The following is a 12,263-nucleotide window of genomic DNA, read 5'->3' on the forward strand; positions in this document are numbered from 1 at the left end:
GTCTCGTCGGTGTCGGAAGCGGCTCCTAGACTGGCGGAGTGAACGAGTTGCCAGAGGACTTCCAGCAGGCTCGGGACGAAGTGCTCGCACTCCGCGAGCGGATCGAGCGCTATCGCGTCACGTACTACTCCGAGGGCGTCAGTCTCGTCAGCGATGCGGAGTACGACACCGACATCCACCGCCTCGAAGCGCTCGAGCAGGCGTTCCCCGCACTGCTGACCCAGGACAGCCCGACCCAGCAGGTCGGCGCCGGCATCGTATCGGTCGGATTCCCGCCGCACACGCATGCCGAGCGGATGCTGAGCCTCGACAACGTCTTCAGCACCGACGAATTCCGCGAGTGGGCGCACAAGACCCAGGCCGCCGCGGGCGCGCCGATCCGCTGGCTGAGCGAGCTCAAGATCGACGGTCTCGCGATCAGCCTGGCCTACCGCAACGGCGTGCTCGAGACCGCGACCACGCGCGGCGACGGCCGCACGGGCGAAGACATCACCGAGAACGTGCAGTGGATCCCGGCGATCCCCCGTCAACTCGAGGGCACCGGCTTCCCCGAGTTCTTCGAGGTCCGCGGCGAGGTGTTCCTCCGCCCCGAGGACTTCGAGGCGCTCAACGAGCGCCAGCACGCCCTGCAGGCGGCGTATCTCGCCGAGCAGGTCAGCCGTGGACGCGACCCGGAGTCGGTGCCGACGAAATTCCCGGAGTTCGCCAACGCGCGCAACACGGCCGCAGGCAGTCTCCGCCAACGGGCCGACAACAAGTCGCCCGAGCAGTTCGAGCTGATGCGAGACCGGCTGTCGCGGCTCGCGCTGTACCTGCACGGCATCGGCGCGTGGGCCCGGCCGCCGCTGCGCAATCAGTCCGAGATCTACGATCTCCTCTCCGGCTGGGGTCTTCCGGTCTCGCCGTACTCCCGCGTGTTCGACACGGTCGACGAGGTCGTCGACTACATCGCCGACCGTGGTCAGCACCGGCACGACGTCGAGCACGAGATCGACGGCATCGTCGTCAAGGTCGACGACCTCGCGCTGCACGACGAACTCGGGGCCACCAGCCGTGCCCCACGCTGGGCGATCGCCTACAAGTACCCGCCCGAAGAGGTCTACACGAAGCTGCTCGACATCATCGTCGGCGTCGGGCGCACTGGCCGGGCCACGCCGTACGCCGTGATGGAGCCGGTGAAGGTCGCCGGCAGCACCGTGCGTCAGGCGACTCTGCACAACCAGCAGGTGGTCAAGGCCAAGGGCGTGCTGCTCGGCGACACCGTGGTGCTGCGCAAGGCCGGTGACGTCATCCCCGAGATTCTCGGAGCGGTGGTCGAGCGCCGTGACGGCAGTGAACGCGAATGGCGGATGCCGGAGGCCTGCCCCGAGTGCGGGCACACGCTGCGCGCCATGAAAGAGGGCGACATCGACCTGCGCTGCCCCAACGCGCGGGCCTGCCCGGCGCAGGTGCGCGGGCGCGTCGAGCACATCGGGTCGCGCGGCGCGCTGGATGTGGAGGCCCTCGGTGAGGTCACCGCCGCGGCCCTCACCCAGCCGGCCGAGCCGAGCACGCCGCCGCTCGTCACCGAGGCGCGCCTGTTCGAGCTGACCGTCGATGAGCTCGTGCCGATCCAGGTCGTCGTGCGGGATGCCGAGACCGGTCTTCCCAAGGAGGACGACGACGGCACCGTGAAGCTGCGGGCGCCGTTCCAGAAGACTCGCAGGGACTACCCGCCGGGCAGCGAAGGCATGACCGCGGCCGAGCGCCGGGCCGCCGGCATCCGCAAGGACTTCGTCGTCGTGTCGCCGTCCGAGGCCGCCACCAAGCTGATCGCCGAGCTCGAGCGGGCACGCACGAAGGAGCTCTGGCGGCTGCTCGTCTCGCTCAACATCCGCCGCGTCGGCCCCGTGGCCGCCCGTGCGCTGGCCGAGTGGTTCGGGAGCCTCGAGCTCATCCGGACAGCGAGCATCGAAGATCTCGCGGCGGTCGAGGGCGTCGGACCGCTCATCGCGGACTCCCTGCTCGAGTGGTTCACCGTCGACTGGCACCAGGAGATCGTCGAGCGCTGGACCGCTGCGGGCGTGCAGTGGGAGACTCCCGGTCACCCGGGTCCCGGCGCGGCCGTGGCCGCCGGGGGTGTGCTCGCGGGGCTCACGGTCGTGGCGACCGGCTCGCTCGAGGGCTACTCGCGCGACGGGGCACAGCAGGCGATCATCGACGCCGGTGGCAAGGCGGCGTCGAGCGTGTCCAAGAAGACCGACTTCGTCGCTGCCGGACCCGGTGCCGGATCCAAGCTGGAGAAGGCCGAAACGCTGGGCGTGCGCATCATCGACGCCGCACAGTTCCACATCCTCGTCACCGAAGGCCCCGCCGCGCTGGACGCCCTCGTCCCCGACGCGGGATGATCGCGGCATGAGTCAGTGGCTCTACAAGATCGTGCCGACCCGGCCGGAGATGGTCGCGGAGGCCACCGAGCATGAGATCGCGGTCGTGTCCGCGCACTTCCAATACCTGCTCGCGCTCAAGGAGCGCGGCGTCCTGATCCTCGCCGGGCGCACGCAGGAGGACGTCGGCACGTTCGGCCTCACGATCTTCGAGGCGCCGGACGAGGCATCCGCTCTCGTGATCATGCGCGATGATCCCGCCGTCGCCGGCGGAGTCATGGCGGCGACGCTGCATCCCTACGCCGTCGCGGTCGCCCGCGACGGGCTCGCCGACTGAGGCGGGTCAGGAACCGGCGTTCAGCGCGATCAGCGAATCGCGCACCTGACGACGCAGCACTTTGCCGATGAGCGACTTGGGCAGCTCGTCGACGACGAAGATGCGACGCGGCACCTTGTACGGGGTCAGGATGCCGCGCACGAACTCGCGGACCGCCTCCACATCGACGTCCGAACCCGGCTCGACGACGATCGCGGCGACGACTTCCTCGCCTGAGTGCTCGCTGGGCAGGCCGACGACGGCCGCGTCCTGCACCAGCGGGTGCTGGCGCAGTGCGATCTCGACCTCGGTCGGTGCGACGTTGAAGCCGCCGGTGATGATGAGCTCCTTGATGCGGTCGACGATCCGCACGAAGCCGGCGTCGTCGATCGTGACGATGTCGCCGGTGCGGAACCAGCCGTTCGTGAATACGGCCTCGGTGTCTTCGGGCTTGCCGTAGTAGCCCTGGAAGACCTGCGGGCCGCGCACGATGAGCTCGCCGCGCTCGCCCTGCGGCACGTCCTTGGTCAGATCGTCGGGGTCCACGACGCGGCACTCCGTGCCGGGAAGGGGGAGGCCGACGGTGCCGGCGACGCGGTTGTCGGCGACGGGGTTGGCCATCAGGACCGGCGAGCACTCGCTCAGCCCGTAGCCCTCGACGAGGAACCCTCCGGATGCCTTTTCGAAGGGCACGACGAGCTCGTGCGGGAGCGCCATGGCACCCGAGATCGCGACCTCGGTGCCCGCGAGCGAGACGCCCTTCTCCAGGGCCGCCTTGAGCAGCCGGTCGGCGATCGGCGGCACGAGGGGGAGGAAGGTCGCGGGGTGCTTCTTCGTGACCGCGAGCACCATGTCGGGGTCGAACTTCGGGAACAGCACGAGCCGTGCCCCCATCGACATCGCGAAGGTGAGGCACAGGGTCAGGCCGTACGCGTGGAACATCGGGAGCACGGCGTAGACGACGCATCCGTTGCCCCGCACGATCGAGGGCACCCAGGCCTGCGCCTGTGCGGCGTTGGCCAGCAGGTTGCGGTGCGTGAGCGCGGCGCCCTTCGGGGTGCCGGTGGTGCCGCTCGTGTACTGGATGATCGCGAGGTTATCGGTCGCGGGCCTGGGGTGCGTCGCCGGGATCCGCTCGGCGCGCAGCAGCTGCTCCCAGCGGATGGTTCCGGTGACGCGGGCATGCAGGGCATCGCGCGACTCGCGCGCCTTCGCGATCGGCAGCTTGAGCGCCATACGGGTGCCGAACGGCATCGCCTGCGTGACGTCGACGGAGATGAGGTTGCCCATGGCGAGGTCGGCCGGGAAGTTCTGCACGGTCTCGACGACCTTGCTCCACACGATGGCGGTCTTCGCACCGTGGTCCTCGAACTGCTTGCGCAGCTCGCGCGGTGTGTACAGCGGGTTGTGCTCGACGACGATCGCGCCGAGCCGCAGCACCGCGTAGAACGCCACGATGTGCTGCGGACAGTTCGGCAGCACGATCGCGACCGGGTCGCCGGGGCCGACGCCGAGTGTCTTCAGCCCGGCGGCCGCACGTTCGATGGCCTCCTGCAGGTCGCGGTAGGACGTCTCGCGGCCGAAGAACTGCAGGGCCGGGGCATCGGGGTAGTCCCGAGCTGATGCCTCCACGATGTCGACGAGCGAACCGCTGACGGGTGCGAGGTCTTCGGGGACGCCTTCGGCGTAGCTGGCGATCCAGGGGCGAGGCGGGTCATACGTCGTCGTCACTCCCTCACCCTATGCCCGGCCGGTCCGCCCCGCCGGGAGACCGGTGCCCGCCCGCCTAGAATGGTGTGGTGTCTGAAATCACCCCTGATCTCGTGCGCCATCTCGGTGTGCTCGCCCGGATCCAGCTCAGCGACGGGGAGGTCGAGCGCCTGACCGGGCAGCTCGACGCCATCGTCGACAACATCGCCAAGGTGTCCGAGGTGGCAACGCCCGACATCGTCGCGACGAGCCACCCGATCCCGCTGCAGAACGTCTACCGTCCCGATGTGGTGGGCGAGACGCTCACCCAGGCCCAGGCGCTGCAGAACGCGCCCGACGCCTCCGACGGCCGATTCCGCGTCACCGCGATCCTGGGGGAGGAGCAGTAGTGTCCGACATCACCCGACTCAGCGCCGCCGCGCTGGCCGAGAAGCTCGCCGCGCGCGAGATCTCCAGCGTCGAGGCGACGCAGGCCCACCTGGACCGCATCGCTGCCGTCGACGGCGACATCCACGCCTTCCTGCACGTCAACGCGCACGCGCTGGATGCCGCGGCCGACGTCGACCGTCGCCGCGCTGCCGGCGAGGACCTCGGCCCCGTCGCCGGTGTGCCGCTGGCCGTCAAGGACGTGCTCGTCACGACCGACATGCCCTCCACGAGCGGTTCCCGCATCCTCGAGGGCTACATGTCCCCGTTCGATGCGACGGTGGTGGCGCGCTCCCGTGCCGCGGGCCTGATCCCGCTCGGCAAGACCAACATGGACGAGTTCGCGATGGGCTCCTCCACCGAGCACTCCGCGTACGGCCCGACCCACAACCCGTGGGACCTGGACCGCATCCCCGGAGGCTCCGGCGGTGGCTCCGCCGCTGCCGTCGCCGCCTTCGAAGCGCCGCTGGCCCTCGGCTCCGACACCGGTGGATCGATCCGTCAGCCCGCACACGTCACCGGCACGGTCGGCATCAAGCCGACGTACGGCGGCGTCAGCCGCTACGGCGCGATCGCGCTGGCCTCCAGCCTCGACCAGGTCGGCCCGGTCACCCGGTCGGTCCTGGACGCAGGGCTGCTGCACGACGTCATCGGCGGGCACGACCCGCGCGATTCCACGTCGCTCACCGACGCCTGGCCCTCGTTCGCCGATGCCGCCCGCGAGGGCGCCCGTGGCGACGTGCTGAAGGGGCTCAAGGTCGGTGTCATCACCGAGCTGCCCGACAGCGGCTTCCAGAAGGGTGTCTCGGCATCCTTCCGCGCCGCTCTGGCGACGATGGAGGCGCAGGGCGCCGAGATCGTCGAGATCAGCGCCCCGCACTTCGAGTACGGCGTCGCCGCGTACTACCTGATCCTCCCGGCCGAGGCATCCAGCAACCTGGCGAAGTTCGACTCGGTGCGCTTCGGTATGCGGGCCGACGTCCGCGGCACCGTCGAGGACGTCATGGCCGCCACGCGCGACGCCGGCTTCGGCGACGAGGTCAAGCGCCGCATCATCCTCGGCACCTACGCACTGTCGGCGGGCTACTACGACGCCTACTATGGGTCGGCCCAGAAGGTGCGCACGCTCATCCAGCGCGACTTCGACCAGGCGTTCGCACAGGTCGACGTCATCGCGACCCCGTCGGCTCCGACCACCGCGTTCAAGCTCGGCGAGAAGATCGACGACCCGTTGCAGATGTACCTGAACGACGTCACGACGATCCCGGCGAACCTGGCCGGTGTTCCGGGCATCTCGATCCCGTCGGGCCTGGCGGAGGAGGACGGACTGCCGGTCGGCATCCAGTTCCTCGCCCCTGCCCGCGAGGACGCGCGCCTGTATCGCGTCGGCGCCGCGCTCGAGGCGCTGCTGGTGGATCAGTGGGGCGGACCGCTCCTGGACCGAGCACCCCTGCTCGGAGGGAAGGCCTGACATGGCGAAGGACAAGTTGATGGACTTCGACAAGGCCCTCGAGCTGTTCGAGCCGGTGCTCGGCTTCGAGGTCCACGTCGAACTCAACACGAAGACCAAGATGTTCTCGGCCGCGCCGAACTCGTTCGGTCGCGAGCCCAACACCGATCTCGCGCCGGTGGATCTGGGACTGCCCGGCTCGCTGCCGGTCGTCAACGGCGAGGCCGTGAAGTACTCGATCTCGCTCGGGCTCGCCCTCGGCTGCTCGATCGCGCCGTCGAGCCGCTTCGCCCGCAAGAACTACTTCTACCCCGACATGGGCAAGAACTACCAGATCAGCCAGTACGACGAGCCGATCGCCTTCGAGGGCTCGGTCGACGTGGAGCTGGCGGACGGCACGATCGTCACGGTGCCGATCGAGCGCGCGCACATGGAAGAGGATGCCGGCAAGCTCACGCACGTCGGTGGCTCGACCGGCCGCATCCAGGGTGCGGAGCACTCGCTGGTCGACTACAACCGCGCCGGCGTCCCGCTCGTCGAGATCGTCACCAAGGTGATCTACGGCACCGAGCACCGTGCGCCCGAGATCGCCAAGGCGTACGTGCAGACGATCCGCGACATCGTGCTCTCGCTCGGCATCTCCGACGCGAAGATGGAGCGCGGCAACCTGCGCTGCGACGCGAACGTCTCGCTGCGCCCGCGCGGCCAGGAGAAGCTCGGTACCCGCACCGAGACCAAGAACGTCAACTCGATGCGCTCCGTGGAGCGGGCCGTGCGCTACGAGATCCAGCGACAGGCGGCCATCCTCGCCGCCGGTGGCACGATCACGCAGGAGACGCGGCACTGGCACGAGGACACCGGCACGACCTCGCCGGGTCGCCCCAAGTCCGACGCCGATGACTACCGGTACTTCCCAGAGCCCGACCTGCTGCCCGTGGTGCCGTCGCTCGAGCTGATCGAAGAGCTGCGCGCCGCCCTTCCCGAGCCGCCGGCCGTGCGTCGTCGCCGCCTGAAGGACGCGTGGGGCTTCACCGACCTGGAGTTCCAGGACGTCGCCAACGGTGGACTGCTCGCCGAGGTGGAGGCCACGGTCGCCGCCGGCGCGTCGCCCGCCGCCGCCCGCAAATGGTGGACCGGCGAGCTCACCCGCATCGCGAACGCACAGGGGCGCGAGGCATCCGATCTGGTTACGCCCGCCGACGTGGCGGCGCTGCAGGGTCTCGTGGATGCGGGCGCGCTGACCGACAAGCTCGCGCGTCAGGTGCTCGAGGGCGTCGCAGCCGGCGAAGGCACGCCGCAGGAAGTCGTCGACGCGCGCGGCCTGGCCGTGGTGTCGGATGACGGTGCGCTGATCGCCGCGATCGATGAGGCCCTCGTGTCGCAGCCCGACGTGCTCGCGAAGATCCGCGACGGCAAGGTGCAGGCCGCCGGTGCCGTGATCGGCGCCGTCATGAAGGCGATGCGCGGACAGGCGGATGCCGCCCGCGTCCGTGAGCTCGTGCTGGAGCGCGCCGCCCAGCTGTGATGTAGCCGAACGGGCATGTCCATCCGGCTTCGGCGGGGGGCATGCCCGTTCCGCATGTTCGCGCAGATGTCGGTGGTGCGGGGGAGGATGGACCCATGGGACGCGGGGACGGCACGGGGAGACTCGTCTCACTCGACGGCGCCGACGACTCCGGCACGGGCATCCTGCACGTCGACATGGACGCCTTCTACGCCTCGGTCGAGGTGCTCGACAACCCGTCGCTGAAGGGCAAGCCGATCATCATCGGCGCGCCCGAGGGGCGCTCGGTGGTCTCCAGCGCCTCGTACGAGGCGCGTCGCTTCGGTGTGCGCTCGGCGATGCCGGTGTCGCAGGCGCTGCGGCTGTGCCCGCACGCCATCGTCGTCATGCCGCACTTCGAGCGGTACCTCGCCCTGTCGGCGCAGGTGATGGAGATCTTCCACACCTTCACCCCGCTGGTGGAGCCGCTGTCGATCGACGAGGCGTTCCTCGACGTGCGCGGCGCGCGCCGGCTGTGGGGCTCGCCCGGTGCGATCGGCCACGAAGTGCGACGGCGGGTGCTCGCCGAGACCGGCCTGACCTGCAGTGTCGGCGTCGCGGCGACCAAGCACGTCGCCAAGATGGCCTCGACGATCAGCAAGCCCGACGGCCTGCTCATCGTGGCCGCGCACGACACCGCTGCGTTCCTCGGTCCGCGTTCCGTGCGCGCCATGTGGGGCGTCGGACCGAAGGCGGCCGAGTCGCTGGAGGGACGCGGGATCCACACGATCGCCGACGTCCGTGACACACCCCAGGACGTCCTCGCGAGGGCCCTGGGCCCGGCGATGGGGGAGCGGGTCTGGTCCCTCGCCCGCGGGGTCGATCCGCGCGAGGTGTCCACGCACCGCGTCGAGAAGAGCATCGGCCACGAGGAGACCTTCCACGAAGACGTCTCCGATCTGCGGATGCTGCGCGTCGAACTGCGGCGCCTCGCGGACCGCGTCGGGGCCCGGCTCCGCAAGAACGGGTGGGAGGCCTCGACGATCGCGATCAAGGTGCGCTTCGCCGACTTCAGCACGGTGAACCGCTCGCAGACGCTGGAGTCGCCGACCGCGGTCGGGCAGCGGATCGGGGATGCCGCGCACGAGCTGTTCGACGCCATCGATCTGCGGGGCGCCGTGCGCCTGGTGGGCGTCCGCGCCGAAAAGCTGCAGCACGCCGGTGGCGCCGCCCTGGCCCTGTGGGACGACGACGAGGAGTGGCGCCGTGTCGAAGGCGCACTGGATGACGCGACCGCCCGCTTCGGGCGCGGTGCGGTCACGCGTGCGGCGCACCTCGGCCGTGGCCCCGCCATCAGCGCCCTGCCGTCCAACCCCCTGCCCACCGCCGAGCCGTGACGCTCGGCGGCCCGCCCTGGGAATCGCCGCCCACGCGCGGTACCGTGGAGACATGCCCAATCTCGCACTGGAACTCGGCAAGCAGTCGGCCTCGCTCGGCGTGAACAGCGCCTACGGCGAACCTCGGGAGCTGGAGGGCGTCCACCTCATTCCGGTGGCGATGACGTGGTCCGGTTTCGGCGGGGGCTCCGACGAAGAGGGCAACGGCGGTGGGGGAGCCGGTGGCTACGCCATCCCGCTCGGCGCCTACATCCGTCGTGGTGACGATCTGCGCTTCGAGCCGAACATCGTCGCCTTCCTCGCGGTCGCCATCCCCTTCGTCTGGGTTGCCGGTCGAGCACTCAGCCGTGTCATCCGCGCCCTCAAGAAGTAGCGCCGACCCCGTCGCCCAGGCGCGCGCAGCCGCGCTGGCACGCCTCATCGAGGCGGTGCGCGCTGTCGGCGCCGCCAATCCCGTCGTCTTGATCGACGGGCGCAGCGGCGCCGGAAAGTCGACGCTGGCGCGCGACCTGGTCGCGCAGTGGCCGATGCGGGGTCGAGTGCAGCTCGTTGCCCTCGATTCGATCTATCCGGGCTGGGACGGTCTCGACCAAGGTGTCGAACGCGCGCGGGAGCAGATTCTGGTGCCGCACGCGCGCGGGCTGATCGGCGTGTGGGAGCGCTGGGACTGGGCGGCCGGCGAACCGGCGGAGGCGCACGCGGTCGATCCGTCGCTGCCGCTCATCATCGAGGGCTCCGGGCTGCTCACACCGGTCACGGCCCGTCTCAGCGACGTGCGCGTGTGGCTCGAATCGCCCGCGGCCTCGCGCAAGCAGCGCGCTCTGACCCGCGATGGCGACACCTACCGTCCGCACTGGGAGCAGTGGGCGCGGCAAGAGGAGGCGCACCTCGTGCGCGACGAGCCGCACCAGCACGCGACGCTGCTGTTCGCGATGCCCTGAGGCTCAGCTCGCGCCCGACGCCGCCCGCACGAGCCCGTCGAGACGGTAGCCCAGCCAGTCGTAGATGCCGAAGCGGGCATCGTGGTCGTCGTGGGTGTCTTCCGTATCGATGCCCAGGCGCGTCGCCAGGACCAGCCGTACCGCCGCGAGGGTGCGCATCCAGGATCGCATCTCGTCGGGTGACAGCCTCACCGTGATGACCTCGACGAAGCGGGGGTCGTCGAGCTCGATATCCTCGGCCAGAAGGTCGTCCGAGCCCAGCGATGCCAGCACGATGCGGGCATCGCTGTCGCGGCGGGAGAGTAGGTCGGATTGGGTCAGTGACCGGAACTCGCGGGCCGCTTCGTCGTCGTCGGCGTAGGCGGCGGGGACGAGACGCGCGATCGCGGGGTCCTCCACCGGCGCGCCGGAGCGATCGGTGTCCTCGAGCAGCTCGACGAACTGCTCGACGAGGCCGACCAGGTGCGCGGCCTCGATGCGGGTGATCTCGATGACCACGGTGCGGTCGCCGGTCACGACGACACCTGACGCACGGTCGCCCAGAGGCCGTAGTCGTGCATGGCCTGGGCGTGGAGCTCCATCTGCTCACGCGCCCCTTCGGCGACGATCGCGTGGCCGTCGTGGTGGACGGCGAGCATCAGGCGGGTCGCCTCGGCCTCGGAGTACCCGAAGTACTCGCGGAAGACGTGCACCACGTAGCTCATCAGGTTGACGGGATCGTTCCACACGACGGTCTGCCACGGACGCATGGTCTGCTCCGCCTCGTCCAGGCGGACCTCTTCGTGGACCTCGGGGAGTGCGATCGACATGCTCAGGCCCATCCGAGTTCGTGCAGCCGGTCATCGTCGATGCCGTAGAAGTGCGCGATCTCGTGCACCAGGGTCGTGTGCACCTCGTCGCGCAGCTCCTCCGCCGTCTCGCAGGCGTGCAGATGCGGCTCGCGGTACACGATGATGCGATCCGGCAGCTCGCCGACCCCGTAGCGGTCGCGCTCGGTCAGGGCCCAGCCGTCGTACAGGCCGAGCAGGTCGAGGCTGCCGTCCTCGGGACGGTCCTCCACCACGAACACGACGTTGTCGAGTCCGTCGATCATGTCGTCCGGAAGCAGGTCGAGCTCGGCGATCACGAGTGACTCGAACGCCGCGGCATCCATCTCAATCATGGGATCGCTCGTCTCGATTGCCCGGGGCGGGAGCGAATCGGGACTCGCTCACCTGATGCCCCGTCTTCTCGAAGAAGTACTTGGGGTGAGTAACGGGGCTCGAACCCGCGACATCGGCCACCACAAGGCCGCGCTCTACCAACTGAGCTATACCCACCATGTCATCCGCTCTCGCGGCAACCCGACAAGTCTATTACACGCCCGAGGCGAACGACGACACGACGGATGCAGCGGCTGCCCGCGCGTCATCGCTGGTCGGTCCGGGCTCGGACACGAACACGGCCTGACGGTAGTACGCGAGCTCCCGGATCGACTCCTGGATGTCGGCCAGAGCGCGGTGTCCGCCGTTCTTGGCGGGGGCGTGGATGTAGGCGCGCGGGAACCAGCGGCGGGACAGCTCCTTGACACTGGAGACGTCCACGTTGCGGTAGTGCAGCCAGCGATCGATGCGCGGCATGTACTTCGCCAGGAACATCCGGTCGGTGCCGATGGTGTTGCCGGCCAGGGGCGCTTTGCCCTCGAGCGCCACGAAGCGCTGGATGTACTCCAGGGCCAGGAACTCGGCCTCCGCCAGGCTGACCCCGTTGGGGATCTCGTCGAACAGCCCCGACGACTTGTGCATGTTCGTGACGAACTCGTTCATGTTCGCCATTGCCGAGTCATCCGGCTTGATCACGATCTGGAATCCGGGATCGATCACGCGCAGCTCGAAGTCCGTCACGATGACGGCGATCTCCACGATTTCGTCGATCGCGAGATCGAGTCCTGTCATCTCGCAGTCGATCCACACGAGTCGGTCGTTTTCGGAAGCCCCCACCATGTTTCCCATCCTAACGAGCCGTCCGACACGGAACCTTCGGGGGGACGCGATAATCTGGATGCTTCACGCCTCCGTAGCTCAGTGGATAGAGCAAGAGCCTTCTAATCTCTTGGTCGTAGGTTCGATTCCTACCGGGGGCACTTGACGTCCGAAGTTCCAACATGCAGCCAAATGGATGGTGTGGGGGCTTCG

13 protein-coding genes and 2 tRNA genes are annotated in these 12,263 nt (G+C 69.3%); 9 read left to right on the forward strand and 6 right to left on the reverse strand.

Going from position 1 to position 12,263, the window contains the following annotated elements; genetic code table 11:
- Positions 1-47 precede the first annotated feature (47 nt).
- Together ligA and ASD65_RS01355 are read left to right on the forward strand one after the other, a co-directional pair.
- Entirely contained in the window at positions 48-2,387 is a 2,340-nt protein-coding gene (gene ligA / locus ASD65_RS01350) for an NAD-dependent DNA ligase LigA (RefSeq protein ID WP_442922443.1), read from the forward strand.
- Positions 2,388-2,394: 7 nt separating this feature from the next.
- Complete coding sequence (locus ASD65_RS01355; protein WP_056217411.1) at positions 2,395-2,703, forward strand: YciI family protein; 309 nt, start codon at positions 2,395-2,397, stop codon at positions 2,701-2,703.
- 6 nt (positions 2,704-2,709) lie between these two features.
- Here ASD65_RS01355 and ASD65_RS01360 read toward each other — a convergent pair whose 3' ends face one another.
- Positions 2,710-4,413, reverse strand: coding sequence for a long-chain-fatty-acid--CoA ligase (locus ASD65_RS01360; RefSeq protein ID WP_056217414.1), 1,704 nt, complete (start codon positions 4,411-4,413; stop codon positions 2,710-2,712).
- Positions 4,414-4,481: 68 nt separating this feature from the next.
- Between ASD65_RS01360 and gatC the strand changes: the two genes are divergently transcribed.
- The 6 genes from gatC to ASD65_RS01390 all read left to right on the forward strand — a co-directional run bounded on the left by gatC (position 4,482) and on the right by ASD65_RS01390 (position 10,089).
- Positions 4,482-4,781, forward strand: coding sequence for an Asp-tRNA(Asn)/Glu-tRNA(Gln) amidotransferase subunit GatC (gatC, locus tag ASD65_RS01365; protein ID WP_056224353.1), 300 nt, complete (start codon positions 4,482-4,484; stop codon positions 4,779-4,781).
- Positions 4,781-6,289 (forward strand): Asp-tRNA(Asn)/Glu-tRNA(Gln) amidotransferase subunit GatA, encoded by a 1,509-nt coding sequence (gene gatA, locus ASD65_RS01370; protein WP_056217417.1) that lies wholly within the window; start codon positions 4,781-4,783, stop codon positions 6,287-6,289. Before gatC ends, gatA begins: the two co-directional genes overlap by 1 nt.
- Before the next feature lies 1 nt (position 6,290).
- Entirely contained in the window at positions 6,291-7,793 is a 1,503-nt protein-coding gene (gene gatB, locus ASD65_RS01375; protein ID WP_056217423.1) for an Asp-tRNA(Asn)/Glu-tRNA(Gln) amidotransferase subunit GatB, read from the forward strand.
- 95 nt (positions 7,794-7,888) lie between these two features.
- Positions 7,889-9,148, forward strand: coding sequence for a DNA polymerase IV (gene dinB / locus ASD65_RS01380; RefSeq protein ID WP_056217426.1), 1,260 nt, complete (start codon positions 7,889-7,891; stop codon positions 9,146-9,148).
- 52 nt (positions 9,149-9,200) lie between these two features.
- Positions 9,201-9,521 (forward strand): hypothetical protein, encoded by a 321-nt coding sequence (locus tag ASD65_RS01385; protein ID WP_056217428.1) that lies wholly within the window; start codon positions 9,201-9,203, stop codon positions 9,519-9,521.
- A complete protein-coding gene (locus ASD65_RS01390) occupies positions 9,496-10,089 on the forward strand; it encodes a hypothetical protein (RefSeq protein ID WP_082561525.1) in 594 nt (197 codons plus the stop codon). The genes ASD65_RS01385 and ASD65_RS01390 overlap by 26 nt, the downstream gene beginning before the upstream one ends.
- A gap of 3 nt (positions 10,090-10,092) precedes the next feature.
- Here ASD65_RS01390 and ASD65_RS01395 read toward each other — a convergent pair whose 3' ends face one another.
- From ASD65_RS01395 to orn, 5 genes are all read right to left on the reverse strand, one after another.
- Positions 10,093-10,605, reverse strand: a complete 513-nt coding sequence (locus ASD65_RS01395) for a DUF2017 family protein (RefSeq protein WP_235566567.1) — start codon at positions 10,603-10,605, stop codon at positions 10,093-10,095.
- The gene (gene clpS / locus ASD65_RS01400) at positions 10,602-10,898 is read right to left on the reverse strand and encodes an ATP-dependent Clp protease adapter ClpS (protein WP_235566568.1); all 297 of its coding nucleotides are present in this window, start codon (positions 10,896-10,898) and stop codon (positions 10,602-10,604) included. Before clpS ends, ASD65_RS01395 begins: the two co-directional genes overlap by 4 nt.
- A 2-nt stretch (positions 10,899-10,900) precedes the next feature.
- On the reverse strand, positions 10,901-11,251 hold the full coding sequence (locus ASD65_RS01405; RefSeq protein WP_056217434.1) for a metallopeptidase family protein: 351 nt from the start codon (positions 11,249-11,251) through the stop codon (positions 10,901-10,903).
- Positions 11,252-11,332: 81 nt separating this feature from the next.
- A tRNA-His gene (locus ASD65_RS01410) sits at positions 11,333-11,408 on the reverse strand.
- A gap of 36 nt (positions 11,409-11,444) precedes the next feature.
- Positions 11,445-12,071, reverse strand: a complete 627-nt coding sequence (gene orn, locus ASD65_RS01415) for an oligoribonuclease (protein ID WP_056217437.1) — start codon at positions 12,069-12,071, stop codon at positions 11,445-11,447.
- 67 nt (positions 12,072-12,138) lie between these two features.
- Here orn and ASD65_RS01420 point away from each other — a divergent pair.
- A tRNA-Arg gene (locus tag ASD65_RS01420) sits at positions 12,139-12,211 on the forward strand.
- Positions 12,212-12,263: the final 52 nt, after the last annotated feature.

This window comes from Microbacterium sp. Root61, from assembly GCF_001427525.1.
Lineage (GTDB): Bacteria > Actinomycetota > Actinomycetes > Actinomycetales > Microbacteriaceae > Microbacterium.

Bases quoted from the DNA above. Each gene is read 5' to 3' on its own strand.
- ASD65_RS01355 (WP_056217411.1), top strand. From the start codon at position 2,395: ATGAGTCAGTGGCTCTACAAGATCGTGCCGACCCGGCCGGAGATGGTC.
- gatB (WP_056217423.1), top strand. From the start codon at position 6,291: ATGGCGAAGGACAAGTTGATGGACTTCGACAAGGCCCTCGAGCTGTTC.
- dinB (WP_056217426.1), top strand. From the start codon at position 7,889: ATGGGACGCGGGGACGGCACGGGGAGACTCGTCTCACTCGACGGCGCC.
- ASD65_RS01385 (WP_056217428.1), top strand. From the start codon at position 9,201: ATGCCCAATCTCGCACTGGAACTCGGCAAGCAGTCGGCCTCGCTCGGC.
- clpS (WP_235566568.1), bottom strand. From the start codon at position 10,898: ATGTCGATCGCACTCCCCGAGGTCCACGAAGAGGTCCGCCTGGACGAG.
- ASD65_RS01405 (WP_056217434.1), bottom strand. From the start codon at position 11,251: ATGATTGAGATGGATGCCGCGGCGTTCGAGTCACTCGTGATCGCCGAG.
- orn (WP_056217437.1), bottom strand. From the start codon at position 12,071: ATGGTGGGGGCTTCCGAAAACGACCGACTCGTGTGGATCGACTGCGAG.